General features: G+C 64.5%; 26 protein-coding genes. 18 read left to right on the forward strand and 8 right to left on the reverse strand.

Going from position 1 to position 26603, the window contains the following annotated elements; genetic code table 11:
- Nucleotides 1–8: 8 nt before the first annotated feature.
- From VR863_RS11780 to VR863_RS11800, 5 genes are all read left to right on the forward strand, one after another.
- A complete protein-coding gene (locus VR863_RS11780) occupies nucleotides 9–542 on the forward strand; it encodes a thiamine phosphate synthase (RefSeq protein WP_324828657.1) in 534 nt (177 codons plus the stop codon).
- 71 nt (nucleotides 543–613) lie between these two features.
- Complete coding sequence (locus VR863_RS11785) at nucleotides 614–2956, forward strand: FtsK/SpoIIIE family DNA translocase (protein ID WP_324828658.1); 2343 nt, start codon at nucleotides 614–616, stop codon at nucleotides 2954–2956.
- Between the two features lie 41 nt (nucleotides 2957–2997).
- The gene (locus VR863_RS11790; protein WP_324828659.1) at nucleotides 2998–4542 is read left to right on the forward strand and encodes a DUF389 domain-containing protein; all 1545 of its coding nucleotides are present in this window, start codon (nucleotides 2998–3000) and stop codon (nucleotides 4540–4542) included.
- A gap of 161 nt (nucleotides 4543–4703) precedes the next feature.
- Nucleotides 4704–5819: an alanine dehydrogenase gene (gene ald / locus VR863_RS11795; RefSeq protein WP_324828660.1), complete on the forward strand. Its 1116-nt coding sequence runs from the start codon at nucleotides 4704–4706 to the stop codon at nucleotides 5817–5819.
- A 63-nt stretch (nucleotides 5820–5882) separates the two neighbouring features.
- Entirely contained in the window at nucleotides 5883–7628 is a 1746-nt protein-coding gene (locus tag VR863_RS11800; RefSeq protein WP_324828661.1) for a sensor domain-containing diguanylate cyclase, read from the forward strand.
- On the opposite strand, the gene VR863_RS11805 is transcribed toward VR863_RS11800, so the two are convergent.
- Nucleotides 7625–8023 (reverse strand): acyl-CoA thioesterase, encoded by a 399-nt coding sequence (locus VR863_RS11805; RefSeq protein ID WP_324828662.1) that lies wholly within the window; start codon nucleotides 8021–8023, stop codon nucleotides 7625–7627. The genes VR863_RS11800 and VR863_RS11805 overlap by 4 nt on opposite strands.
- The gene (locus VR863_RS11810) at nucleotides 8020–10146 is read right to left on the reverse strand and encodes a S9 family peptidase (protein ID WP_324828663.1); all 2127 of its coding nucleotides are present in this window, start codon (nucleotides 10144–10146) and stop codon (nucleotides 8020–8022) included. Before VR863_RS11810 ends, VR863_RS11805 begins: the two co-directional genes overlap by 4 nt.
- 180 nt (nucleotides 10147–10326) lie before the next feature.
- On the opposite strand from VR863_RS11810, the gene VR863_RS11815 reads away from it, so the two are divergent.
- From VR863_RS11815 to VR863_RS11835, 5 genes are all read left to right on the forward strand, one after another.
- Complete coding sequence (locus VR863_RS11815) at nucleotides 10327–12129, forward strand: aminopeptidase P family protein (protein WP_324828664.1); 1803 nt, start codon at nucleotides 10327–10329, stop codon at nucleotides 12127–12129.
- Nucleotides 12130–12189: 60 nt separating this feature from the next.
- Entirely contained in the window at nucleotides 12190–12585 is a 396-nt protein-coding gene (locus VR863_RS11820) for a VOC family protein (RefSeq protein ID WP_324828665.1), read from the forward strand.
- 215 nt (nucleotides 12586–12800) lie between these two features.
- Nucleotides 12801–13460, forward strand: a complete 660-nt coding sequence (locus VR863_RS11825) for an EF-hand domain-containing protein (protein WP_324828666.1) — start codon at nucleotides 12801–12803, stop codon at nucleotides 13458–13460.
- A 51-nt stretch (nucleotides 13461–13511) separates the two neighbouring features.
- Nucleotides 13512–14246, forward strand: coding sequence for a response regulator (locus VR863_RS11830; protein ID WP_324828667.1), 735 nt, complete (start codon nucleotides 13512–13514; stop codon nucleotides 14244–14246).
- A complete protein-coding gene (locus VR863_RS11835) occupies nucleotides 14246–15655 on the forward strand; it encodes an ATP-binding protein (RefSeq protein ID WP_324828669.1) in 1410 nt (469 codons plus the stop codon). The genes VR863_RS11830 and VR863_RS11835 overlap by 1 nt, the downstream gene beginning before the upstream one ends.
- On the opposite strand, the gene VR863_RS11840 is transcribed toward VR863_RS11835, so the two are convergent.
- Nucleotides 15652–17226 (reverse strand): helicase HerA-like domain-containing protein, encoded by a 1575-nt coding sequence (locus VR863_RS11840; RefSeq protein WP_324828670.1) that lies wholly within the window; start codon nucleotides 17224–17226, stop codon nucleotides 15652–15654. The two genes, VR863_RS11835 and VR863_RS11840, sit on opposite strands and share 4 nt — an antisense overlap.
- A gap of 109 nt (nucleotides 17227–17335) precedes the next feature.
- Between VR863_RS11840 and pabB the strand changes: the two genes are divergently transcribed.
- From pabB to VR863_RS11880, 8 genes are all read left to right on the forward strand, one after another.
- Entirely contained in the window at nucleotides 17336–19147 is a 1812-nt protein-coding gene (pabB, locus tag VR863_RS11845) for an aminodeoxychorismate synthase component I (RefSeq protein WP_324828671.1), read from the forward strand.
- The gene (locus VR863_RS11850) at nucleotides 19144–19812 is read left to right on the forward strand and encodes an RluA family pseudouridine synthase (protein WP_324828672.1); all 669 of its coding nucleotides are present in this window, start codon (nucleotides 19144–19146) and stop codon (nucleotides 19810–19812) included. Before pabB ends, VR863_RS11850 begins: the two co-directional genes overlap by 4 nt.
- Before the next feature lie 20 nt (nucleotides 19813–19832).
- Nucleotides 19833–20237: an alternative ribosome rescue aminoacyl-tRNA hydrolase ArfB gene (gene arfB, locus VR863_RS11855; RefSeq protein ID WP_324828673.1), complete on the forward strand. Its 405-nt coding sequence runs from the start codon at nucleotides 19833–19835 to the stop codon at nucleotides 20235–20237.
- Between the two features lie 141 nt (nucleotides 20238–20378).
- Complete coding sequence (gene rpmG / locus VR863_RS11860; protein WP_050601641.1) at nucleotides 20379–20546, forward strand: 50S ribosomal protein L33; 168 nt, start codon at nucleotides 20379–20381, stop codon at nucleotides 20544–20546.
- Between the two features lie 98 nt (nucleotides 20547–20644).
- Nucleotides 20645–21298 (forward strand): LolA family protein, encoded by a 654-nt coding sequence (locus tag VR863_RS11865; protein ID WP_434784988.1) that lies wholly within the window; start codon nucleotides 20645–20647, stop codon nucleotides 21296–21298.
- Between the two features lie 263 nt (nucleotides 21299–21561).
- Complete coding sequence (gene xth / locus VR863_RS11870) at nucleotides 21562–22359, forward strand: exodeoxyribonuclease III (protein WP_324828676.1); 798 nt, start codon at nucleotides 21562–21564, stop codon at nucleotides 22357–22359.
- Nucleotides 22308–23429, forward strand: a complete 1122-nt coding sequence (gene ribA, locus VR863_RS11875) for a GTP cyclohydrolase II (RefSeq protein ID WP_324828677.1) — start codon at nucleotides 22308–22310, stop codon at nucleotides 23427–23429. The genes xth and ribA overlap by 52 nt, the downstream gene beginning before the upstream one ends.
- The gene (locus tag VR863_RS11880; RefSeq protein WP_324828678.1) at nucleotides 23426–23926 is read left to right on the forward strand and encodes a GNAT family N-acetyltransferase; all 501 of its coding nucleotides are present in this window, start codon (nucleotides 23426–23428) and stop codon (nucleotides 23924–23926) included. Before ribA ends, VR863_RS11880 begins: the two co-directional genes overlap by 4 nt.
- On the opposite strand, the gene asd is transcribed toward VR863_RS11880, so the two are convergent.
- From asd to VR863_RS11905, 5 genes are read right to left on the reverse strand one after another with little or no spacing between them, the layout of a single operon-like run.
- Nucleotides 23923–24765, reverse strand: coding sequence for an archaetidylserine decarboxylase (asd, locus tag VR863_RS11885; RefSeq protein WP_324828679.1), 843 nt, complete (start codon nucleotides 24763–24765; stop codon nucleotides 23923–23925). The two genes, VR863_RS11880 and asd, sit on opposite strands and share 4 nt — an antisense overlap.
- Before the next feature lie 29 nt (nucleotides 24766–24794).
- Nucleotides 24795–25058: a DksA/TraR family C4-type zinc finger protein gene (locus VR863_RS11890; protein ID WP_324828680.1), complete on the reverse strand. Its 264-nt coding sequence runs from the start codon at nucleotides 25056–25058 to the stop codon at nucleotides 24795–24797.
- Between the two features lie 48 nt (nucleotides 25059–25106).
- A complete protein-coding gene (locus VR863_RS11895) occupies nucleotides 25107–26093 on the reverse strand; it encodes a right-handed parallel beta-helix repeat-containing protein (protein WP_324828681.1) in 987 nt (328 codons plus the stop codon).
- A gap of 44 nt (nucleotides 26094–26137) precedes the next feature.
- Nucleotides 26138–26407 (reverse strand): hypothetical protein, encoded by a 270-nt coding sequence (locus tag VR863_RS11900; RefSeq protein ID WP_324828682.1) that lies wholly within the window; start codon nucleotides 26405–26407, stop codon nucleotides 26138–26140.
- Nucleotides 26404–26601, reverse strand: coding sequence for a type II toxin-antitoxin system antitoxin (locus VR863_RS11905; RefSeq protein WP_324828683.1), 198 nt, complete (start codon nucleotides 26599–26601; stop codon nucleotides 26404–26406). Before VR863_RS11905 ends, VR863_RS11900 begins: the two co-directional genes overlap by 4 nt.
- Between the last annotated feature and the right edge of the window lie 2 nt (nucleotides 26602–26603).

Raw genomic sequence — 26603 nt, forward strand, 5'->3', positions numbered from 1 at the left:
ACGTTCCTGTGAACCAGCACCAGCCCCTGCCCCTCGTGTGGCTCTTGTCCGATGCCCGCAACGACGCGGGCCTCGAAGACGCGCTGGTGCGCCTGCCGAAAGGTTCGGGCTTCGTCTTTCGTCACTACCATCTGCCCGCGCCCCAACGTCGCGCGCGTTTTGCGGCGCTCTCCGCGATTGCGCGAAGCAGGAACCACTGCATCGTGCTGTCCGGCGACGCACAGCTTGCCCGCGACTGGGGCGCCGACGGTATCTATGGCGCGCCCGATGCCCTGGCCGGTGCCGATGGCATGGTCCGGCTTGCAAGCGCCCATGACGGCGCCGAAATTCAGGCCGCGGCCGACCGGGGCGCCGATGGCGTTTTCCTTTCGCCGGTGTTTCCCACCGCATCGCATCCCGGGGCCGCGACACTCGGGATTCATGGCTTTCACGTCCTGGCCCAACAATCGCCCATAGCCGTTATCGCCCTTGGCGGGATGAACAGCGCCCGTGCGCAGGAGCTCGACTGGCCGCGTTGGGGGGCGATCGACGGACTCGTTTGATCGAACGCCGCTTGACCTCGGAGTCCCCGAGGATTCATACTGCGCTTTCTCGATTCAACAGGGGAATTTTAATGGCCTCGCGCGCAGGCGCAGCACCGGATTGGCGGGCGGCATTTCGCCGATCCTTCCGGCGCGCCACCCATATGGCCGGTGCAGGCGTGCTGTTTGCCGTTCTGGTTTTCCTTACGCTGGCGCTGGCCAGCTATACCCAGACAGACCCCAGCCCGTCCACCGCCGCCAGCGGGGCCGATGTCGGCAACTGGATGGGCGCAAGCGGTGCCTGGGCTGCTGAACGCGTGCTCAATTTCCTTGGCATCCCGGCGATCCTGCTGCTTCCGTTGCTCTACATCTCGGCGCGGCGGCTGTGGACCGGCGTCGAACGCGAGGATGAGGAAGTCACTCCGGGCCGCTGGTGGGGCCCGTTCGCCATGCTCCTGGCCGCTGTCGTCCTCCTTGGCGCGGTGTTCGCGCTGATCTTCGAACCCACGACCGGCAGCCTGCCCGCCGGGCTCGGCGGCCTGTTCGGGCAACTGGGCGCGCTCGGCATAGAAGCGGTGGCCAACCGGTTCGGAGAGACGGCATCCGGCTGGATCGTTCTCGCTCTCGCGCTTGTCGCGGCGGGCGGCGGTATTGCGCTGGTCACACGCGTTTTCGCGCTCGACTGGGTGCAGTTCCTGACCCTTCCCGAATTCCTGAAACGCACCCCGCGGGAAACCGACACGGACCTGCCCGTGACATCGAGGCGCACGAAGCGCGTGAAGCCCGCAGCTGTTGGTGACGATGACGGACCCGATGCACAGGTCACGCTCGGCGAACCGCGCCGGGCGCCTGAAATCGCCGATCCCGCGCCGTCGCCCGCCACGCCGCGCGCAGCCCAGGCCAAGCAGCGCGACATGTTCGCCAATTATCAGCTGCCCAGCCACGATCTGCTTGACGATGTGCCGGAAAATACCGCGCCCAAGCTCGACAAGATGGCACTGGAGCGCAACGCGCGCCTGCTCGAAAACGTGCTCGACGATTTCAACGTGAAGGGTGAAATCACCGCTGTCCGTGCCGGTCCGGTCGTGACGATGTACGAACTCGAGCCTGCGCCCGGCATCAAGGCCAGCCGCGTCGTCGGGCTGGCGGAAGATATTGCGCGCAACATGTCCGCCATTTCCGCGCGCGTCTCGCCCATCCCCGGCAAGACCGTGATCGGCATCGAACTGCCCAACGCCGATCGCCAGATGGTCAGTTACAAGCAGTTGGCCGGAAGCGCCGCTTTCGTCGATTCGCGCGGGGCGCTGCCGATGATCCTGGGCAAGGATATCGGGGGCGAACCGATCGTCGCCGATCTTGCCGCCATGCCCCACTTGCTGGTTGCCGGCACGACCGGGTCGGGCAAGTCGGTCGGCCTCAACGCAATCCTTCTATCGCTGCTGTACCGTTTCACGCCCGACGAATGCCGCCTGATCCTGATCGATCCCAAGGTCCTCGAACTCAAGACCTATGACGATATTCCCCATCTCCTCAGCCCGGTGGTTACCGAACCGCACAAGTCCGTGCGCGCCCTGAAATGGGCGGTCGAGGAAATGGAAAAGCGTTACCGGATGATGAGCAGCATCAATTCGCGCAACATCACAGGTTTCAACGAGAAGCTCCGCGCTGCCGAGGCGAAGGGCAAGCCGCTGGGCCGCCGGGTGCAGACCGGCTTCGACCCCGAAACGGGCGAGGAACTGTACGAGGAAGAGCAGCTCGATTACGCGCCGCTGCCGCTGATTGTCCTGATCGTCGACGAACTGGCCGATCTCATGGTCACGGTTGGCAAGGAAATCGAAGTGCTGATCCAGCGCCTCAGCCAGAAAAGCCGTGCGGCCGGCATCCACCTGATCATGGCCACGCAGCGCCCGTCGGTCGACGTCATCACCGGCGTGATCAAGGCCAACCTGCCAACCCGCATCAGCTTCAAGGTCACCAGCCGCATCGACAGCCGCACGATCCTTGGCGAACAGGGTGCCGAACAACTGCTGGGCAAGGGCGACATGCTCTACAAGCCCAACACCGGCGCGATGGTTCGGGTGCACGGCCCCTTCGTGTCGGACGAAGAGGTGGAACGCGTTGCCGACCACTGGCGCGCGCAGGGCAAGCCCGACTATGTCGACGCCGTGACCGAGGAGCCCGAAGACGGCGGGTACAATTTCGAAGACGACTTCACCGCTTCGGACAATCCTGAGGAACGCAAGTATCGCCAGGCCTGCCAGATCGTGTTCGAAAACCAGAAGGCATCGGGAAGCTGGTTACAGCGCCAGATGGGCGTGGGGTACAACACGGCTGCGAAGTGGATCGAACGGATGGAGGGGGATGGACTTGTCGGCCCGGCCAATCATGTCGGGCGCAGGGAAATCTACCGTGACCGCGATGGAAATCCGCTTTAAGCCTGCTCCGCTCAAGTGGATGACGGGGAATATCCATCGCAATGGCTGACGACATCGCCGTAGAACCAGCGTCGGAACGCAAGCGTCCTCCGATCAGCAAGTACACCCTTCTTCGGGTGTTTGCCGAACTGCGCATGTGGTGGCGCGAATCGGTGGTCGAACAGACCGACCATGCCGCCACGATCGAGCGGGTGCGCGGCGAATCGCTGCTGACCAGCCGCTATATTTTCATGACCGCCATGTCCGCGGGCATCGCGATCCTCGGCCTCTTGCTGTCATCGCCGGCTGTGGTGATTGGCGCCATGTTGCTGTCCCCCCTGATGAGCCCGATCATCGGCCTCGGTTTCGCGCTGGCAACGGGGGATGCGGACTGGCTGCGGCGATGCGGCAAGGCGCTGGCGGTCGGCAGCATCTTCGCGATCCTGTTCTGCGCCCTCATTGTCGTCGCGTCGCCCTTGCAAACCGTGACCGAGGAAATCGCCGCACGCACACGGCCAAACCTGTTCGACCTGCTGGTGGCCCTGTTCTCCGCCATGGCGGGGGGTTACGCGGTCATCCGCGGGCGCGAAGGCACGATCGTGGGCGTCGCCATCGCCACCGCCCTTATGCCGCCGCTGGCGGTTGTCGGCTTCGGCCTTGCGACGATGAACGGCACCGTCTTCGGCGGGGCGTTGGGCCTGTTCGTCACCAACCTCGTGACCATTGCGCTGACCGCCGCGGTGATGGCCCGCATCTATGGCTATCGCACCGGCCTGACCGAACGGCAGAGCCGCCTCCAGTCGCTGGTCATTGTGACCGTATTCGTGGTGCTGGCCGTTCCGCTGGGATTTTCCCTGCGGCAGATCGCCTGGGAAGCCAACGGACAGCGCATAGTGAACCAGGAAATCACCGATGCCTTCAGCGCCCGGGCCCGGGTGGAACAGCCGGTGGTCAATTGGGATGCGGAACCTGTCACCATTGCCGCAAGCGTGTTCACGCCCGAGTTTTCATCAAGCGCCAACACCGATGTCGCCCGTGCGCTCGAACGGCGGTTGGGCGAAGCGGTGAGTGTTTCGATCGACCAGTTCCAGGTGGGCACCGATCCCGGCGCGGCAGAGCAGGCCGCGCTGGCCCAGGCCCGCGCCCGCGAACAGGCCGAAGCGACCGAGCGTCAGATTTCCTCGCTCGCCCAGCGACTGGCGCTGGTAGCCGGGGTCGAACGCAAGGACGTGCTGGTCGACCGGGAGAACCAGCGGGCCATAGCCACCGCGCGTCCGCTGCCGGGCCTGACCCTGGCAGGATATCGCCAGCTTGAATCGCGTATCGCCGTCGATACGCCCGGCTGGAAGATCGAATTGCGGCCACCGCTGGCCGCCCTGCCGTCGCTCGGCCTGGAAGACGGGGCACCATCGGAAAGCGCGGAACAAGCGCTCGACCTGATCGGCTGGGCGGCATCGCGGACGGGGGTCGGGGTCGAGCTTGAGGGTCCGGCGCCAGCCACGCAGGACATCGCGGAAAAACTGTCGGCGAAGGCATCATCGGTAACGACCAAGGTCACGCCGAATGCGGAAAGCGTCCGTGCAAGCTGGACCACGCGCGCGCAATAGCCCGCCCGCCGCAACCGGGCGGAGCCCTGCGAAGACGCGTCCCTCTTTTTCGTTTTCAGGCCTGGCGGGCGCGGCGGGCGGGCGGTGGCTGAGCCGCCCCTCTCGTCTTGCGGCTGAGTGGTTTCACTTGTAACGAGCGCGGCAAGAAGGAGACTCGTGTCATGCGCATCGGCTGCCCCCGGGAAATCAAGAACCACGAATACCGCGTCGGCCTGACGCCCGAAAGCGCGCGCGAGCTGACCGCACGCGGACACGAAGTGTGGATCGAAACCGAAGCCGGCTGCGGCATCGACGCCAGCGACGAACAGTACATCGCCGCCGGTGCCACGATCGTTGCAGGGCCCGACCCGATCTTCGCCGAATGCGAAATGGTGGTGAAGGTCAAGGAACCGCAGGCGGTGGAACGCGCAAAGCTGCGCGAAGGCCAGATCCTCTACACCTATCTTCACCTTGCCCCCGATGCCGAACAGACGAAGGATCTGGTGGCCAGCGGCGTCACCGCCATCGCATACGAAACGGTCACCGGACCCGGCGGAACGCTGCCGTTGCTCAAACCGATGAGCCAGGTCGCGGGCCGAATGAGCGTCCAGGCCGGTGCCACCGCGCTGGAAAAGGCGCACGGCGGACGCGGCGTCCTGCTGGGCGGCGTACCGGGCGTGATGCCGGGCAAGGTCGTGGTGATCGGCGGCGGTGTGGTCGGCTTCAACGCGGCCCAGATGGCCGCCGGACTTGGCGCCGACGTAACCATTCTCGATCGCAGCCCCGAAGTGCTCGAACGCGTCGGCACCCATTTCGAAAGCCGCGCCAAGACGCGCTTTTCCAACGTCGCCAATCTGCATGACGCGGTCTGCGAAGCCGATCTGGTCATTGGCGCCGTGCTGATCCCGGGCGCTGCCGCACCCAAGCTGGTTACGCGCGACATGCTCAAGGACATGCAAAAGGGCGCGGTGCTGGTCGATGTGGCCATCGATCAGGGCGGTTGCTTTGAAACCAGCAAGCCGACCACCCATGCCGAACCGACCTACGTGGTGGACGGCATCGTCCATTACTGCGTGGCGAACATGCCGGGTGCCGTCGCACGAACCAGCACCTATGCGCTCAACAACGTGACGCTGCCCCACGCGTTGCAGATCGCAGACCTGGGCTGGAAAGAAGCCCTGCGGCGCGACCCGCACCTTGCCGAAGGGCTCAACGTTCACGCTGGCGAGGTTACTTACGAGGCCGTGGCCAGCGAGCTGGGCTACGCCTACCGCCCGGTCTCGGAAGTCCTTGCCTGAATGGGCAAATAATCCGCTGGGGTTCGTAACCCTGCTTTAAGTCCATTACCTTAAGGCCGTCGGATGGGACTGCACCCTTCCGCCTGCCTGACCGGTTTCATCCGGCGGGTTCTGCCCGCGCTTCTGGCGTGTTTCTGGCTCGTGGCCTCGCCGGTTTCGGCGCAGACCGCGGTGGCGCCGGGATCCGTATGCCATGCTTCGGGCAGCCTAACGACAGACGTGGCGGACGTGGCGAAGTGGGTGTGCGCGGGCAGCGAAGTCGACTGGAAGGCAGCCCGCAATTTCATCCGCCACGATTTGCGCGACCGGCCGGTTGGCGCACCGGCACCGCGCCACGCGGAATTCGACCGGCACGAATTCGACCGGCTGACGGTGGAGGTCATCGGCGATGACGGGACCCGCCGGGCACGAAGCTACACGTTCGGCGACACCAAGCTGGGGGCATCCAACCTTTATTCGATGGTGGAACTGCCCGAAATCGACGCCACCCCGGTCGCGGTGATCATGACCCTCGATGGCGGGGACTATCCGGAGGCGCTGGTCGGCGCCCGCCTGATGTCCGAACCCACCATTCCCATCATCGCGGGGCTGCCGCACCTGATCGCGGCCCTTTTGTGCGGGTTGCTGATTGCGCCGATGGTGTTCGATCTCGGCTATTACCGCGCGCTTCGCGAACCCTTCCCGCTGTTTCACGCCCTGTTCTGCGTCATGGCCTTCCTGCAGACCGCCGCCTTGTCGGGGCTCGTTCCGCTGATGATCAGCATACCGCTCGAGATGGAGCTGATGGTGACCTATTTCAGCCTCGACCTCATGGTCGCGGCCACCATCCTGTTCGGTTACAATTTCATCGAAAAGGGCGCGCTGGGCGGGCGGCAACGTATCGTCCTGGTCTCCATCACGGCCCTGACACTGGCAATCGGAGCGCTGACCACCTTCCGACCGAGCCTGTTCGGCTTCTGGATCGATCACGTCTATTTCGGGGCGTATTTCGTGATCCTGTCGAGCTATTTCGCGGTTCTCGCATCGGCCCGGCGGCGCGGCAGCCGCGCGGCGCCGTATCTGATCCTGGGCCTCGCGCCGTTTGCGTTCATCGTGCTGATCCAGATCGTCAGCGTCTTCACGCTGCCCGCACAATTCGTGTTCGACGAAACCTGGCCGCAGAATTTCGCCCTGTTGTTCGAAGTCGTGGCGACCGCGCTTGCCGTTGCAGACCGCTTCATCGCGATCAAGCAGGAGCGCGACAAGGCGGTGAGCGAGGCGCGCACCCTGGAAGCGTTGAGCGAACATGACGAACTGACCGGCCTGCTCAACCGGCGGGCGCTCGAAGCGCGGTATCCCGACCTTGTCGACGATGGTTTCCATGCCATGGCCGTGGTCGATATCGACCATTTCAAGGCGATAAACGACATCTACGGTCACCCGGTGGGCGATGCGGTGCTGCGGTGCACCGCCGACGCGCTGGAAGCCGTGCGCGATCCCGACCTGCTGGCTTTCCGGATCGGCGGGGAAGAATTCCTGCTGCTGCTGCGCGGAACCGATGCGGCCAAACGGGCCGAGGCGCGCCGACGCGCCATCACCGCCCGGACGCTGGCCGAAATGGAGGGCCTCGACCGGCCCGTTACCGCAAGCATGGGCTTTCTCGATTTCGCGCCCGTCGCCCACGAAGCCGGCATCGATTTCGCCACGCTTTACACCCGCGTCGACCAGCTCCTGTACGAAGCGAAATGCGCGGGCCGTAACCGGACCGTCGAATACGCTCTCGAACTGTTCGATCCGGAAAACGAGGAACGCGAAGAGGCGGCCGCCTAGTCCCCGACGAACGGGGCAAGCACGTCGGGTTTCACGCGGACCAGCCGCTGCGTTGCGCGGTCGAGCATCGCCCAGGTAGTGGCCGCCGATACGATCACCTTGCCTTCGGCGTTGCGGAAATCGACGCGCCGCATCGACGTGGCACCGCGGCCCGCGCCTTCGATCCATGTTTCGCCGGTGACGCTTTGTCCGGCGCCGATGTTGCCGCGGTAATCGATCTCGTGCCGCGTCACGACCCAGAAGAAGGCGTCACGATCCTGCGATCGGGCCACCGCATCCCAATGCGCGGTCGCCAGATCCTGTATCCACTGGACCCACACCGCGTTGTTCACATGGCCCAGTTCGTCAATGTGCGAAGGCCCGGCGGCGAAGGTTTTCTCGAACCGCGACGTCACTCGGCCTTGCCCATTTGCCACAGGATGAAAGCCACTTCTTCCGCCGTTTCGTAGATCGAGGTGAACCGCCCCGACTTGCCGCCATGACCCGCGCCCATATTGGTCTTGAGCAGCAATTCGTTGCTGTCGGTTTTCAATTCGCGCAGCCGGGCGACCCATTTGGCGGGCTCCCAATATGTTACGCGCGGGTCGTTCAGGCCGGCTGTCACCAGCATCGGCGGGTAATCCTGGGCGATCACCTGATCGTAGGGGCTGTAGCTGAGGATAAAGGCAAACGCCTGCTTCGACAGTATCGGGTTGCCCCATTCCGGCCATTCGCCCGGCGTCAGCGGCAGGTTTTCATCGAGCATGGTGTTGAGCACGTCGACAAACGGCACATGCGCCACCACCGCGCCCCACAGGTCGGGATCGGTGTTCACCACCGCGCCCATCAGTTCGCCCCCGGCTGATCCGCCGGAAATGCTGATGCGCCCCTTGCTCGTATACCCCTTTGCGATCAGCCCCTTCGCCACATCGACGAAATCGTTGAACGAATTCATCCGTTCGTTGAGCTTGCCTTGCAGGTACCATTTGCGGCCAAGATCATCCCCGCCGCGAATATGCGCGATGGCATAGGCAAAGCCGCGATCGACCAGGCTCAGCCGAGTGGTCGAGAAGCCCGGCGGCACCGCATAGCCATAAGCGCCATAGGCATAGAGATGCAGCGGCCCGCCAGCGCCCCCGTTCAGCGTATCGCGATCCTTGCGCATCACCACGCTGACCGGGACCATGGTCCCGTCCCGCGCTTCGATTTCGAGCCGTTCGGTCACATAAAGGCTGGCATCGTATCCGCTGGGGATTTCCTGCTGCTTGAGCAGTTCCAGATCGCCGGTCCCGACGTGATAGTCATAGACCGAATCCGGCGTGACCATGCTTTCATAGTCGAGCCGCAGCGTGTCCTGATCGTATTCGGGGTTGTCCGACAGTCCGGTGGTATAGCTCGCCTCGCCAAAGGCGATCGGCTTCACCTGCGCCGGATCGGCATAGGATCGCAGCTGTATCTGGTCGAGACCGGCGAGCCGCCCTTCGGTGACATAGAAGTCCTTGAACAGTTCGAACCCGTCGAGATAGAATTCGTCCGATCCGGAGATCACCGTGTCCCATTCGCCCGGTCGGTCAAGGCTGGCGTTGGCCAGCCGGAAATTGACGTGATCGTCGTTGGTGTGGATCCACAACACCCCTTCCCGCACATCGACGTCGTATTCGACACCCTTCTTGCGGGGCTTCACCAATATCGGCTCGTCCCTCGGGCTGTCGGCCGGCACAAGCCTTATCTCGCTCGTTTCGTTGTCACCGGTCGATATGACCAGCCAGTCTTCCTGCGCCGAAAGACCCGCGCCCACGCGGAAACCTTCATCCTGCGTCTCGCGGTAGAGCGTGACATCGTCCGCCATCGCGGTGCCCAGCACATGCAGGGTGGCATCGCGCACCCGCCAGTTCTCGTCGGCCAGGCCATAGACGATGGCCGTATCGCCGATGACCCAGGTCAGCCCCGACAGGGTTCCCGGAATCTCATCGGCCAACAGGTTCCCCGTTTCGAGATCCTTGATCCGCGCGGTGAACCGTTCGGATCCGTTGGTGTCCGCCGAATAGGCCAGCAGGCGCCCGTTCTTCGACACCGAAAAGGCACCGAGGCGGAAATATTCGTGCCCTTCGGCAAGAGCGTTTTCGTCGAGCAGGAGCTGCGGATGGCCCCCTGCCAGGGGCTTTCGGTAATGCTTGCTGTATTCCGCACCCTCTTCGAATTCGGACCAGTAGAGGAATTCCCCGCGGCGCTGGGGAACGGTGGAATCGTCTTCCTTGATCCGCGCCTTCATCTCTTCGAACAGGGTATCGACCAGCTGTTTGTGGGGCTTCATCCGCGCTTCGAACCACGCGTTTTCAGCCTCCAGATGGTCGAGCACCGCCTTGTCGTCGACAACCGGATAGCTCTGGTCGCGCAGCCATGCGTAGGGATCGGATATCGTGATTCCGTGATGCGAAGAGGAATGTTCGCGCTGTTCGGCCTTGGGCGGCGAAGTGGGTTGGCTCACGAATTGTCCTTCTGTGGTCTGGGCGGTGATCGGCGGGGCAAGGGCTGGCATCGCAGCACTCGGGAAGCAGTCAGTCGCATATACGCCATCGATTACCCGGCTTGAGCGGCACAAAGGTGGAAACCTGCGCCGCCCGTGTCTAATATGGCGCGATGACTAAGCGGCGGGACCGACCGCTGCAAGCGCCGCGTTGCCGTTAGGGCGATCGGCACCGACAAGAGGAATTTTCGCATGTTGATGCAAACCTACGAAGCCCGCCTCGATGGCCTGCGCAAGGAACTGGCGCGCCGGGGGCTGGATGGCTTCGTTGTCCCGATTTCCGACGAACACATGAGCGAATACGTCGGCTCCTACGCACAGCGCCTGAAATGGCTGACCGGGTTCGGCGGCAGCGCCGGCAGCGCGGTCGTGCTGAAGGATCACGCCGCGATGTTCACCGATGGCCGGTATACCGTCCAGGTTCGCGAACAGGTCGACGGCAAGCTCTACGATTACGAAGATGTGCCCGCCACATCGCCGGCGCAATGGATCGCCGCGCAGGCACCCAACGGCGCGCGCATCGGTTATGACGCATGGCTTCACGGGATCGACTGGTCCGAAACGGCGCAGGCTCTGTTCGCCAAGAAGGGCATCGAATTAGTGCCGGTCGACGGCAACCCGATCGATGCGATCTGGGACGATCGGCCGCAAGCCTCGCTGGCCCCGGCAACCCCGCACGACGAAGCGCTTGCGGGCCGGTCCAGCGCGGACAAACGCGCCGAAGTGGCGGATTGGCTGAAACGCGAAGGCTATGATGCGGCCGTGATCAGCGCGCTCGATTCGGTGGCCTGGCTGCTCAACATGCGCGGCACCGATGTGGACAGCACGCCGGTCGCCCTGTCGTATGTGGTGGCCCGCGCGGACGGGACCGCGGATCTGTTCATCGCCCCCGAAAAGGTAACCCCCGAACTTTCGCAGCATCTCGGCAACGCGGTCACCGTGCGGCCGCGCGATGAATTCGTGACGGCGCTTGCCGGACTGGCGGGCAAATCCGTGGCCGTGGACCCCAAGCACGCCGTCGCGGGCATTTTCCACACGCTCGAGGCGGGCGGGGCGAAGGTGGTCCGCGAAGGCGATCCGACCGTTCTTCCCAAGGCAATCAAGAACGCCGCCGAACAGCAGGGCCACCGCGACGCGCAGGCCCGGGACGGGGCGGCCGTTGTGCGGTTCCTGCGCTGGCTGTCGATCGAAGCGCCGAAGGGCGGGATCGACGAACTGGCGGCGGCGGCAAAGTTGCGCGCCTTTCGCGAGGAATGCGGCATCCTGCGCGATGTCAGCTTCGACACCATCAGCGCCGCAGCGGGCCACGCCGCGCTGCCGCACTACAAGGTGGACGAGGACAGCAATATCCCGATCCCCCCTTCGTCCATCTATCTGGTCGATTCGGGCGGCCAGTACGCCGACGGCACCACCGATATCACCCGCACCGTGTGGGTCGGCCCCGGCAAGCCGAGCGCGGAAATGGTCGAGCGCAACACCCGCGTGCTCAAGGGCCACATCCAGCTTGCGATGCAGTATTTTCCCGATGGCACCAGCGGCGGCGCGCTGGATGCGCTGGCCCGGATGCATCTGTGGCAGGGCGGGGTCGATTACGGTCACGGGACCGGCCACGGGGTCGGCAGCTATCTTTCGGTCCATGAAGGCCCGCAGCGTATTTCCAAGCCCGGCGGCGCATTCCCGGGCAGCGAAACGCCGCTTCGTGCCGGCATGATCCTGTCCAACGAACCGGGGTATTACAAGGCGGGCGAATACGGCATCCGCATCGAAAACCTCGTCCTCGTCGTGCCCGCGCCGATTGAAAGCGAAGGCGATTACCTCGGCTTCGAAACGCTCACCTTTGTCCCGCTGGACCGCACGCTGGTCGAACCCTCCATGCTCAGCGACCAGGAAACGGGGTGGTGGAACCGGTATCATGAACAGGTCCGCGCCATCCTGGCCCCGCAGCTGGAGGGTGCGGATCTGGCGTGGCTCGAAGATCAGTGTGCGCCCTTGTAGGAAGCTGCGCGTTCACGTAATGTTCTGCTTCTCGCGAGTCGCTGGAAAAGGAGCATTGCCATGATCGGATACGTAACCCTCGGGACCAACAATCTCGAACGGGCCGCCCAATTCTATGATGCCATCGCCGCCGAAATGGGCGTGGGGCGGATGATGGAATTCGATACCTTCATCGCCTGGGGCGAAATGGGCGGCGCACCCGGTATCGCCGCGACCAAACCCTTCGATGGCGGCCAAGCCACCGCCGGAAACGGGACAATGGTGGCTATCGAGGCAAAGGATCGCGGCCAGGTCCAGCGGCTGTACGATATTGCTATCGCGCATGGCGGCACCGACGAAGGCGCACCCGGGCCACGCGGCGAGCCGGACGAAAACGGAATGGTCTTCTACGCCGCCTATTTCCGCGATCCCGATGGAAACAAGCTGAACGCCTTCCTCATGGACAAGGTGGCCTGACCGAACTGGCGCACGGCATTGCGGCGGTCTTGCGGGCGGGTGAACGCAGGTCCGCCGCCGTTACAAGGCGTTACAAATTGCCGGTTATCCGCGATAATGCTGCGACATTACGCCTCTAGAAGGGATCACATGAGTTGCGGCGGGCGCAGGACCTCCCCCCTCCCCCGACCTTCGTGCGTCGCAGCTCTCCTGATCTACGAAACTGGAGAATGAAGATGCGCAAGTCCCTACTCACCCTCACCGCAGCCGTCGCGGCCCTTGCCGGGGCCGGCGCAGCCTATGCCGACCAGCGCGGCGAGCGGCCAAACCCCGACAGCAACGGCGACGGCGTTATCGCTTCTGCCGAAATGAAGGCGCATGGCGACGCAATGTTCGTCAAGATGGACACCAATGGCGATGGCGTGCTCAACGCTGCCGACCGGGCCGAGCGGCGTGAGGCAATGTTCGCCCGTGCCGACACCAATGGCGATGGCGAACTTTCGCAGGCCGAAATGACGGCGATGCACGAAGCCCGCAAACAGCGCAGTGAAAAGCGCAGCGAACGGCAGGCCGAACGCTTCGCCGCGATCGACACCGACAACAACGGCAGCCTGTCGCAGGCCGAACTCAAGGCGATGCACGAAACCCGCGGCCAACGCGGCGAAGACCGCCGCGGCAAGCGGGGTGGCCACGGCCAGCGCGGAGGCCATGCAATGCTGGCCAAGGCCGATGCCAATGGCGACGGATCGGTAAGCCGTGCGGAATTCGGTGCCGCACTGGCCGCCCGCTTTACCGCGATGGACGCCAATGGCGACGGATCGGTGACCCAGGACGAACGCAAGGCTGCACGCGATGCGATGCGCGCCGAGCGGGGCACCCGCGGCGAGCGTCGCTAAGGCCCTTGCCCCTTGGGCGATCCACACGATAGGCGCGGGAACAGACATATCATGACCGATCCCGCGCCCATCACCCTCCTGCTCGTCGACGACGAGCGCTCGCTTCGCGAACCCCTGGCCGAGTATCTTACTCGCCAGGGGTTCGTCGTGCACGAGGCCGAAAGCGCCGCGGCAGCCCGTACCCGACTGGCGCAGGACCTGCCCGACCTTGTCCTGCTCGACATCATGATGCCGGGTGAAGACGGCCTTTCCCTGTGCCGCCACCTGGTCGAAACCCGTGGGCTTCCGGTAATCCTCCTCACCGCCAGGGGCGAAGCGATGGACCGGATCATCGGCCTCGAAATCGGGGCGGACGATTACGTCACCAAACCTTTCGAACCGCGCGAACTGGTGGCGCGCATCCGTTCGGTCCTGCGCCGCGCGGATCGTCCCGCGAATGCGCCGGGCGAAGAGCTGAACTATCGTTTCGAAGGGTGGCACCTCGATCCGCTCAAGCGTCGCCTGACCGATCCCGATGACAACCTTGTCCCGATTTCGACCGCCGAATTCCGGATGCTTCACGCCTTTTGCGAACACCCGCGCCAGGTTCTCGACCGGGACCGCCTGCTCGACATCGTGCAGGGCCGCGAAGCGCAACTTTTCGACCGGGCTGTCGACAACCAGGTAAGCCGCTTGCGCCGCAAGATCGAAGAAGACAGCCGCAACCCCCAATTCATCCAGACGGTGCGCGGCGGCGGTTACCGCTTCGGCGCCGACGTGACGCGCGTCCAACGCGAGGACGGCTGATGCGCTTCCTGCCGAAAAGCCTGCTTGGCCAGGTCATGCTGGCGATGGCCGTCGCGCTGCTGGTCGCGCAGGCGATATCGGCCACCCTGCTCTATCGCGCGGCGGAACAGCGACGCGAAGCCACCCTTCTCCATGCCGCTGCGTTCCAGCTGATTGCCGGGTCCCGGCGCGCGGATATGGCCGATGGCAACCGCGATGCCCGCACGAGGCCACCGCGGGTCAGGTGGCAGGGTGCGGACGGACCGCGCCTGCCCCGCCAGATCCGCTATCGCGAAAGCGACACGACCCCGCTGGTGGCCGGCGATCAGCGCAGCTCACGCCGAGAAACCGAACTTGGTGCGATTCTGGCGCAACAGGGGATTGCGGCAGACGAAATCGTCGTCGCGACGCGGCCTTTCCTGTCCGATCCGCAGGTGATCGACCTTATCGAAAGTTTTCCCAGAGCCCGCAGCCGATTGCGCGAAATGCCGCGCGACCTGATGGTTGTCGGCCTCAGGCGCGAAGACGAGCGGGTGTGGCAGATCGCCCGCATCGCCGTGCCGCCACGCGACCGCGCGTTCGGCCGCACGCTTGTGGTCCAGACGCTGATCCAGTTCCTCGTCCTTGTCGGCCTGCTGTATTTCGTCCTGCGCCGCATTACCCGTCCGCTGGCGGTGCTGGCCGACAGGACGCAGCGGTTCTCGGGGGCCGGAGCGCCCGAAGAACCGCTCACCCCCAGCGGCCCCCAGGACGTCCGCAGGCTGATCGATGCGCACAACGCAATGCAGGCGCGGATCGGCTCCATGCTCGATGAAAAGGACGTAATGCTCGGCGCGATCGGGCATGATCTGAAAACGCCGCTCTCCGCCCTGCGGGTGCGGATCGAAAGTGTCGAAGACGAAGTGGCGCGCGGAAAGATGGCCGATACCATCGAGGAAATCACCCTGACCCTGGACGAAATTCTGATCCTGGCGCGGGTGGGCCGCGGCAATTCCGCGCCCGAACCGACCGAGCTTGGCGCTCTGGCCGCCTCCGTAGTCGAGGAATTCGAGGATCTGGGCCAGCCCGTGACTTTGGAATCGCATGGCCGACTGGCCGCGCCGGTCCAGCTTACCTGGCTAAAACGCGGGCTGCGCAACCTTGTCACCAATGCCCTGCGTTACGCAGGCGCGGCGCGGGTTACCGTGCTGCGCGACGGGCACGAGGCGGTCTTGCGGGTGGAAGACGATGGCCCGGGGATTCCCGAAGATCGCATCGCCGCCATGATGGAGCCTTTCACCCGCGGCGAAGCGAGCCGAAATCGCGAAACCGGCGGCGCGGGCCTGGGCCTGACGCTTGCGCGCGCTGTAGCCGAACAGCACGGGGGCACCCTGGTGCTGACCAACCGTCCCGAAGGCGGCTTGCGGGCGGACATCCGCCTCCCGCTTTAACGCATCAATCCGCCGATCAGGTTTCGCACGAAGCGGCCCGCGATGGCGCCGCCGAACCCGGTCGCAATGGTCCCGGCGGCCGATGTTGCCGCGGTCTTCATCGGGTCCGCGCGGGACTTTCGGCCCGTGATCCTTGCGGCCACGACCGTTGCGGCGCTGCTGGCGGCGGCGCCCATCGCGGCCTTGCCGGCCTTTTCCCACAAGGACGTGGTCTTGCGGCTGCGCTTGGCCACTTCCTCGCGCCCCACTTCTTCCACTTCCGCCGCCGTTTCGGCCGCGTCCACGGCTTTCGCCGCGAGCACTTCTTCGGCGCTTTCGCGATCCACGGCCTGATCGTATTTCCCGTCGATCGCGCTGACCGAATTGATGATCGCCCGTTCCTTGTCGGTCACCGGGCCAAGGCGCGAATGCGGCGGCTTGATAAGCGTGCGTTGCACCACCGATGGCGCGCCATCTTCGTTCAGCGTCGATACCAGCGCTTCGCCGACCTTCAATTCGGTGATCGCCTGTTCGACATCCAGATCGGGGTTGATACGGAAGGTTTCAGCCGCCGCCTTGATGGCGCGTTTGTCGCGCGGGGTAAAAGCGCGCAGCGCGTGCTGGATGCGGTTGCCCAACTGGCCGGCGATTTTTTCGGGAATGTCGATCGGGTTCTGCGTGACGAAATAGACGCCCACGCCTTTCGAACGGATCAGGCGCACGACCTGTTCGACCTTGTCTTCCAGCGCTTCGGGCGCATCGTCGAACAGCAGGTGGGCTTCATCGAAGAAGAACACCAGCTTGGGTTTTTCCGGGTCGCCCACTTCGGGCAATGTCTCGAACAGTTCGGCCAGCAGCCACAGCAGGAAGGTGGCGTAAAGCTTGGGCCCGCGCATCAGTTTATCCGCGACCAGCACATTGATCACGCCGCGGCCCTGTTCGTCCACGGTCAGGAAATCGTCGATTTCGAGCGCCGGTTCGCCGAAGAACATGTCCGCGCCCTGGCTTTCGAAGCTGAGCAGCTGGCGCTGGATCGTGCCCACGCTGGCGCGCGTAACATTGCCGTATTTGGCGGACAGTTCCTTGGCGTTCTCTGCCGTGAAGGCCAGCATGGATTGCAGATCGCCAAGGTCGAGCAACAGCAACCCTTCATCGTCCGCATGGCGGAACACGATGTTGAGCACGCCTTCCTGCGTATCGTTGAGGTCCAGCAAGCGGGCCAGAAGAAGCGGCCCCATCTCGGACACCGTGGTCCGGATCGGGAAGCCTTTTTCCCCGTAAAGATCCCAGAAGACGGCGGCGTTATCGGCATAGGCATAATCGTCCATGCCGAGTTCCTTTGCCCGCCCTTCCAGCTTGTCCGCGTGCTTGAACTGGGGCGATCCGGCCATGGAAATGCCCGAAAGGTCCCCCTTCACATCGGCCACGAAAACCGGAACGCCATTGGCAGAGAAACTTTCGGCGAGGCCTTGCAGAGTGACCGTCTTGCCGGTGCCTGTCGCGCCGGCGATCAGCCCGTGCCGGTTTGCCTGTTCCAGCAGCAGTTTCTGCCGCTCGCCGTTTTCGCCCAATCCAAGGAAAATCTCGCCCATGCTCATGCCTGTTCCGCTGTGTTGGTGTGGCTGCCGTGTGGCGCACGGGCGCATCGATGGTCAAGCTATCCCTCGACACAGGCGTAAGGGGCGTTAAAGGCTTGAGCCGATGGCCGACCGGCATCCCTTCGTCCTCCTCGATGATGCCCGCGAAAGCGGCGCCGCCGACGCGTTGCTGTTCGCCCAGCCGCGCGAAGTGTTCGTGGCGCACCGCCCAGACGAGGTGGAAGAGGTGCTGATCCGGGCGGATGCTGCGCGCGCGAACGGCTGCACACTGGCCGGATACATCGCCTACGAGGCGGGCCTTGCGCTCGAACCCAGGCTGGCGGGTCTCACCGCGGCACGCAGCGGGGGGGCGGGGCCGCTGATCTGGCTCGGCCTGTTCGACGAGTCGGAGCGCATTGCCGCAGCGGACATGCCCGAATGGCTTTCTTCCCATGCGCAAGGCACCGGCAGTGTCGGCCCGCTGGAACCCCAGCTTTCGCCCGGCGGCTATGCCGAGGCTTTCGGCCGGTTGCAGGAAGCGATCCGCGCCGGCGATATCTACCAGGCCAATCTGACCTTCCCGCTCGCCGGGAATTTCACCGGCGACCCGATGGGTCTCTATGCGGCGCTGCGCCCGTCCGCACAGGCCGGGTATGGCGGCGTCGTGTTCGACGGGTCGCACTGGTTGCTCAGCCTCAGCCCGGAATTGTTCGTGTCGCTCAAGGGGCACGAAGCCAAGGCCAAACCGATGAAGGGAACCCGCCCGCGCGTGGCCGATCCCGTTGCGGATCGCGCGATGCGGGACGAACTGGCCGATTCGGTGAAGGACAGGGCGGAAAACCTGATGATCGTCGACCTCATGCGGAACGATCTCGCCCGCGTCGCGCAGGCGGGCAGCGTCCGTGTGGACGATCCCTTTGCCATCGAAAGCTATCCCACGGTCCACCAGATGGTCAGCGCGGTGCGCGCGACACTGGCGGATGGCCACGGCGCGATCGACCTGGTGCGCGCGCTGTTCCCGTGCGGGTCGATCACCGGCGCGCCCAAGATCCGGGCGATGGAGCTTATCGACGCGGTCGAACGGGACCCGCGCGGCCCGTACTGCGGCGCCATCGGCCGGATCGATGCCAGCGGCGATGCGGCGTTCAACGTCGCCATTCGCACCCTTCGCCTTACGGAAATAGAGAATGGGCGCGGCAAGGCCGTGCTGGGCGTGGGCGGTGCCATCGTGGCCGACAGCGAAGCCCACACAGAATGGCGCGAGGCCATCCTGAAGGGGGCTTTCGTCCGCAAGAGTTCACCCGATCACCGCGCGGCGCAATTCGATCTTATCGAAACCATGCGGTTCATGCCCGAAGGCGGTATTCCGTCTCTCGAGGCGCACCTTGCGCGCATGAAGGAAAGCGCGGCCGAGTTGGGCTTTTCGTTCGACCGCCACGAAGCGCGCAACCAGCTTCACGCGCTGTGCTTCGTCCTGGAAAAGCCGGGCCGGGTGCGGCTGCTGGCTTCGCGGCAGGGCGCCATCGCGCTCGAAGTGATGGATATGCCCGACCCGTGGGACGATCCGGCAAAAGCGATCATCATGCCGCTACCGGTCGATCCCGGCGACTGGCGCCTGCGCCACAAGACCAGCGACCGCGGTTTTTATGAAGACGCCCAGGCCACCGCCCGGCGCCATGGTGCGCACGAAGCGCTGTTCGTGCGGGAGGATGGCCTTGTGACCGAGGGCTGCGTGACCAATATCTTCGTGCGCGGGGACGATGGCGTGTTGCTGACCCCGCCCGCCACGCTCGGCCTGTTGCCGGGCATCCTGCGCCAGACGCTGCTCGAAAGCGGCGAAGCGCGCGAAGCCGAACTGACCGTGGAGGACCTCGACCGGGGCTTTTTCCTCGGCAATTCCCTCCGGCTGATGATGAAAGCTGAACTCAGAAAATGACCGATATCCCGATCCTGTTCGAGGATGGCGAAGCGCTGGTGATCAACAAGCCGGGCGGTCTGCCGATCGAACGCCCGCGCAAGGGCGGCCGCAGCCTGGAAGAACATTTCGAACAGCTTCGGCTGGGGTTCCAGCGCGACCCCGTGCCGGTGCACCGGATCGACACCGACACCAGCGGCTGCCTCCTGCTTGCCCGCAATCCGAAATCCCTGAAGCGCTTCGCGAAAAGCTTCGAGGAAAGGAAGGTCGAAAAACGCTACCTCGGCATTCTGGCCGGCGTGCCCGAAGGCGAAGAAGGCATCATCGAACTTTCCCTGTCCAAGATCAGCAGCGCCGAAAAGGGCTGGCGCATGATCGCGGCGAAGAAGGGCAAGGCGTCGATCACCCATTGGCGGCTTGTGACGGTGGTGGACGGACGCGCCCTGGTGGAATTCCGGCCCGAAACCGGTCGAACGCACCAGATTCGCATCCATTGCGAAGCGGGCCTCGGCATCCCCCTGCTCGGCGATCCGGTTTACGGTGCGGAGGGATTGCGGGGCAAGGGCGCAGCCCGAACCATGCTTCATGCTGCGGCGATCACCATTCCACGCGACGGGAAACCGCCGGTCGATGCCGCCGCGCCCATGCCAGCCGATTTCACGGCGCTCGGTTTTTCCGATGGCTGAACGCGAGCGGGTGGACCAGCGTGGGTAGGATAGCCGACCGGGCAATGCAGATTGCCGAGGAGAAGTTCATCGCTTCGTCCGGTCCTGGCGGCCAGAACGTCAACAAGGTGGCCACGGCGGTCCAGTTGCGCGTCAACGTGTTCGAACTCGGGATGCCCCCCGAAGCTTTCGAACGGCTCAAGGACCTGGCCGGCAGCAAGTTTACCAAGGCCGGCGAAATCGTCTTCACCGCGAACGAATACCGCACGCAGGATCAGAACCGCGAGGCGGCGCGCGAACGCCTGCTCGCGTTGCTGGACGAGGCGCTGACCCCGCCCCGTGCGCGCAAGAAGAGCCGGGTCAACCGCGTGGGCAAGGTGAAGCGGCTCAAGGCGAAGAAGGTGCGCGGCACGGTGAAGGCCAATCGCGGGCCGGTAAAACTGTAGCGCGGCATCGCCTGGCTGGCCGCTGGGTGCTTGACTTTTTATCGTGAATCACCCAATGGGCGCGCCGAACGGCGGTGCTCTTTCGCGCCGCCCTTATTTTTTCGGCCCGCTAGCGGCCTCAATCGATCTTAGGAATACGTCATGGCGAAGCCCGCAACCGTCAAGATCAAGCTCGTCTCGACCGCCGACACGGGCTTCTATTACGTGACCAAGAAGAACCCCCGTAACCACACGGAAAAGTTCACCTTCCGCAAGTACGATCCCGTCGCGCGCAAGCACGTCGAGTTCAAGGAAGCCAAGATCAAGTAAGCCGGGTCGGTTGACCCCTCGCCAATCTGAACGCCGGGAACAGACCGGGTTCAGTGGCGGTTCAATGCTCCGACCCTAGTTCAAGGAGCATGAGCAACTTGTCTTTCAAAAACAAAAAACCGATTCGCACCGCGTTGGCCATTGCGCTCGCCGCTGCGATCCCTGCCACCTATGCGTTCGCCCCCGTGCCGGTTGAAGCCACCGCGGGCGATCTCGACAAGGCGGTCGCCGCCTTGCGCGGCATTTCCACCATGAAGGCCGATTTCGTCCAGACCGACCGCAACGGCCAGTCCGTCGCGGGCGTGATGACGCTCAAGCGCCCCGGCAAGATCCGGTTCGAATACGCCAAGGGCGTACCGATGCTGGTCGTGTCGAACGGCAAGTCGATGTATCTGGTCGATTACGAAGTGAACCAGGTCCAGCGTTGGCCGATCAGCAATTCGCCGCTCGGCGCGCTGCTCGATCCTGGCCGGGACGTGAAGAAATACGGCAAGCTGGTCTCCACCGGGCATCCCGACGTGGTCAGCATCGAGGTGCGTGACACCAAGCGCCCCGAATTCGGCGTGATCACCATGATCTTCACCCGCGATTCCAGCGCCCCGGGCGGCCTGCGCCTGACCCACTGGGTCGCGCTCGATTCGCAGAATCACCGGACCACGGTGCGCCTGCGGAATCAGCGTTACGGCGTGGCCGTTGCTGACAGCGCGTTTACCTTCAAGGACCCCAGAAAAACGTCCCGTCGCCCGCGATGAACGGATTGACGGCAGGCAGGTGCATATATGCGACATCCTGCCGTCGGTTGTTCATTGAACAGCAAGCGGGGGAGGCGTAATTTTAAATCTACGAGACGAAGCGAGCGGGATTTCCCCCCTGTTGATCCCCTCGCCCTGGTTCGCCTCGTTCCAAGCGTGACGAACGCTCACAAGGAACCCTCGTGCCAATGCCCCCGGCGCGAGGGTTTTTTGTATGTGGTGAAGGGTGGACCGCTGGCGCGACGCTGCCTATTCCGCAACTCATGATCTCTGTTGCCACATGGAATATCAATTCGGTCCGCCTGCGGATGCCGATCGTTCAGCGCTTCATCGAGGAGCAGGCACCCGATGTCCTGTGCCTTCAGGAAATCAAGTGCCAGGAACACCAGTTCCCCTTCGAGGCGTTCCGCGCGCTGGGGTACGAGCATTTCGCGATCCACGGGCAGAAGGGCTATCATGGGGTCGCAACCGTGGGCAAAATCCCGTTCCGCGATTTTTCCAGGCACGATTGGCAGGACAATGGCGAGGCGCGTCACATCGGCGTGGAACTGACCGATCCGGCCCATCAGGGCATGATTGTCGAAAACGTCTATGTGCCCGCAGGCGGCGACGAACCCGATCGCGAAGTGAACCCGAAATTCGGCCAGAAGCTCGACTTCCTGGAACGCATGACGCGCTGGGCGGACGCGGTCGATCGGCCAACGCTGATCGTGGGCGATTTCAATATCGCGCCGCTGGAAAGCGACGTGTGGAACCACAAGCAGTTGCTCAAGGTCGTCAGCCATACGCCGCTTGAGGTGGAAACGCTCCAGCGCTTCATGGACGCGCACGGCTGGGCCGATATCGGCCGGCAGCACATTCCCGATCCCGAACGCTATTTCAGTTGGTGGAGCTATCGCGCGAAGGACTGGCAGGCGAACGATCGCGGGCGCCGGCTGGACCATATGTGGGCCAGCCCCGAACTCGCCGCTCAGGCCACCGGTCATTCGATCCACGAATACGCGCGTGGATGGGACAAGCCGAGCGATCACGTGCCGCTTGTGACGGAGTTCTCTCTCTGAGCGACGATACGCCTGCGCCCAGCGCGTCGCGGCGGGCGGCGCAGGCCGTCGACGCGCTGCGCCACGGCTGGCCCCTGGCGATTGACGGCGCGCCTTTGCTCCAGCCGGTGGAAACCGCTTTCGGTCCGATTTCAGGGGCGGCAATGCTGGTATCCGCCAGCCGCGCGGCCACGCTGAAACTGGCCAACCAGATCGAAGCGGCCGCGCCGCGCCAGCCGGTGCTGTTGCGCGGTGCGGAAACCTTCGACCTTGCGGCTGCGCTCGCGGTGGCCGATCCGGCTCTCGATCTGCAGACCCCGCTCAAAGGTCCGTTCAAGGCCATGCCGCTGGCGTGGGAAATCCAGGCGCAGGCCGCGCTCGAACTTGCACGGATTGCAGGGGTGTTGCCCGCCTTCCTCGTCAACCCGGATGGCGCGGCCGAGGCGGTTGCGCTCAACGCGGCCGATGTGGCGGCCTACAGCGATGCCTCGCGGCTTCAGATCGCCGCACGCGCAAGGCTGCCGGTTGCCGCCGCCGAGGGTGCCCGCATCGTCGCCTTTCGCAGCCCGGACGATACGCGTGAACACGTGGCGCTGGTGATCGGGCAGCAGAAATCGGATCGCGCCCCGCTGGTCCGCCTGCACTCCGAATGCCTGACAGGCGATATCCTGGGCAGCCTGAAATGCGATTGCGGTCCGCAGCTCGACGCCGCGCTTCATGCCATGGCGCACGAAGCGGACGCAGGCGGCTGGGGCGTGCTTTTGTATATGCGGCAGGAAGGTCGCGGGATCGGCCTGGTGAACAAGCTGCGGGCCTACCGGTTACAGGACCAGGGGTTCGACACGGTCGATGCCAACACGCGGCTGGGCCTGCCCGACGAGGCGCGCGATTTTCCCACCGCCGCACGGATGCTCGACCTGCTGGGCGTCGGGGAAATCCGCCTGATGACGAACAACCCGGCAAAGGTATCCGCGTTGGAAGCCGAAGGCGTCAGCGTGGCCGAACGCGTGGCGCACAGCCTGCCGGACAACCCCCACAATTCGCGTTACCTTGCCACCAAGCGCGATCGGGCGGGCCACCTGCTGCCGTGAGCGCCATCGCGATCCGGCACGAGGCGCACGGGGACGAACCCGCGATCCATGCCCTGACCGCCGCAGCCTTCCGCGACATGCCTTTTTCGGACGGGGACGAGCAGGATCTGGTCGATGCCCTGCGCCGCGATGGTGATCTCGCCCTGTCGCTGGTGGCAGAAGACGCCCATCGCATCGTCGGCCACATCGCGTTTTCCGCGGTGTCGATTTCCGATGGCAGTTCGCACTGGTATGATCTTGGCCCGGTCAGCGTGTGGCCCGAGGTTCAGCGGCAGGGTATCGGGTCCGCGCTTATCCGGCATGGAATTGCCGAATTGCGCGAACGGGGCGCGCACGGAATCGTGCTGCTCGGCAGTCCGACCTATTATGCGCGGTTCGGTTTCGAACATGACCCGCAGCTTGCCTATCCCGGCACACCGCCCGAATACTTCCAGCGGCTGGTCCTCGAAGGACGCCCGCCACGCGGCATCGTGAAATACCCGCCCGCTTTCGGTTAGGTGCGCCGTCCGATCGCCTCGCCCATCCGCACGCTGGTGCCGGGGCGGAACTGGTCGAGCCATTCGGCCCTGCCGGGTTCGAACAACAGAACCACCGTCGAGCCGAGAAAGAAGCGGCCCATTTCGTCGCCGGCGTCAAAGGCGTGTTCGCCCGCGGCAAAGGTCTTGCGCGAAATGTTCCTGGCGTGGGTTTCCTCGCGGCCCGACCAGACCGTTTCTATCCCCGCCACGATCATCGCGCCCACCATCACGCTGGCGAAGTGTCCGATTTCGCCTTCGAAAAGGCAGGCGAGGCGTTCGTTTCTGGCGAACAAACCGTCGACATTCTCTGCCGTGATCCGGTTTACGGAAAACAGGTCACCGGGCACGTAGGTGGCGGCGGATAGCGATCCGGCGGTTGGCATGTGGACCCGGTGATAATCGCGCGGGCTGAGATAAATGGTCGCGAACTGTCCACCCTCGAACCGCCGTGCGGCCCCCTCGTCTCCGCCGAGCAGTTCGGTGGTGGTGAAGTGATGCCCCTTGGCCTGGAAGATACGGTCATGGTCGATCGCACCGATCTGGCTGATCGCACCATCGGCGGGGGAGAGGATGCACCGGGCTGGGTCGGCCAGAGGTCGTGCGCCCGGCTTCAGTTCGCGGGTGAAGAAGTCGTTGAAGCTGGTGAATTGGTCCGCCTGTCGCGCCGCTTCGGACATATCGACATCATACGCATCGATGAAGCGCCGGATGAGCGGCTTCCTGATCCAGTCCGCCGTGCTGGCGGCCAGCGAACCGGCCCCGCGCGAAATGGCGTGATGGGGCAGAGCGTGCTGCAGCCAGATGAAGGGAGATGCCATGAGGGCGTGCCTGTGGACCCGCGTGCGCGTCAGCGCAACTGGCTGTCTTTGCTGCCGCGCCGGTTGATGGCCGAATGCCGCACCGCCGTATCGCGCCCGGACTGGCATTGAACGCAGGTTCGCACGCCGGGGATGGCCACCCGCCGTTTTTCAGGGATCGGTTCATCGCATTCGTCGCAGACTTCCGCGCTCGGCCCGCGCGGCAGGCGTGCGCGTGCCGCAGCGACCGCATCGTTCACCGTGTCGTCAATCTGATCCTGAACCGCGCCATCGCGCGCCCAACCGCCTGCCATGTGAAAGCCTCCTGCCCAATTCAACGGACAAGGGGCGCCGCGTGTTCCTCAGCGCCGGTCGGAACGCTTGATGCCGGGCCCGAGGCGGTTTTCGCCGATGGCCAGGCGGTCACCGGTCCAGTCGGCCACGAAAGTCGGTGTGCGGTCGAGCCCGGGGGCGAGACGGGCGTCGTTTCCTTCGATCACCAGCCCATCGGAACTGTAGCGGGCGCCTTCGGCGCCAACCGCGATCAGGGCAGACCAGTTCTCCTTGTCCGCGCCCTGGACGAACCAGTTGCCGCGGATCATCCCGCTGCCGCCGTTGGGCAGATCGATCATGTAGTTGGTGCCGCGCCCGTTCGAATCGTCGAAGCTGGAATCGATCACCACGTTTCGCGCCGCCCGCGATTTGAAATAATGGCCACCGCGGCCCTGTTCGAACCGGCTGCGCGTAACCGTCACGCTGCCGTAATCGCCGGCGTAGATCGAATGCGCGCACCCCGCCGAATTTTCGCACGTGCCCAGTCGCGTGAAGGTCGACTTGTCGACGGTCAGCGCGCTGGCGGTATCGTCATGGGTGAGGATGCCCTGCTGGCTGTCGCGAAACCAGCTTTGCGACACGTCGAGCGGGCCCCGTTCCAGCCGGATGCCCGCGCCATTCCCGTCGCTCACGGCGATATCGGCAAAAACCAGCCCTTCGACCCGCGCGCCGCGGCCCCGCAGCACCAGCGCCGCCTTGCCTTCGCACGGTTTGCCGCCAAGCAGCGCCGTGCCAGCGGCCGCAGCCCGGTAGGTTATCACCCCGCCTTGCTGGACGGCACAATCGCGCCAGTTGCCGGCAGCGATTTCGATGGTGCCTTGCGCGTCGCCAATCGCGTTCACGGCCTCTTGCAAAGTGCCATATCCACGGCCGCTCTCGACGACCACGAACGGTGCGCGGGCCGGTTCCTGCGCCAGCAGCGCGGCGAGCGGGATAATTGCCAGCGCAAAACAGGCGACAAGGGCCACCGACCAGAAGGGTAACCGTTCGGCGGGAGTGGTGAAGGGCGATGCCATTGCGCGACCATACGCCACAAGGGTTAACGCCGCGTCAGGGACGTTCAGTCGTCTTCGCCCCAGCGCCAACGCCATCCGCCGCGCGTCTTTCGCGAAGCGATCAGCATCAGGACGATCGTGGACGAAAACACTATCGCCGCAAACGCCACCCCGCCGACGACAAAGTCCCAGGCGAACAACGCGGCCCCAAGGCCGAGCAGGGCAAAATATCCCAACAGGACGGCCCAACCCTGCCACGCGACGGGCATTCCCGATCCCAAACCATACCGCTTGGCTGCGAACCACGCGCCATCATCACCAGTGTCGTCGTTCATGTGTCATCTCCCTTGGGTGGGCGCCCCCTTTGAGGCGGGCTGGACTTTCCGACGGCAATTCCACGCTTGTCGAGCGCTTCGCGCAGCAGCATTTCGATCTGGGCGTTCGCACTGCGCAGTTCGGCAGCCGCCAGCCGTTCGACCGCGGCATGCACCGCCGGATCGAGACGCAGGGCGAAGGCCTTCTTCTGCACAG

The sequence above is a fragment of the Qipengyuania zhejiangensis genome (genome assembly GCF_035607565.1).
Classification (GTDB): Bacteria; Pseudomonadota; Alphaproteobacteria; order Sphingomonadales; family Sphingomonadaceae; genus Qipengyuania; species Qipengyuania zhejiangensis.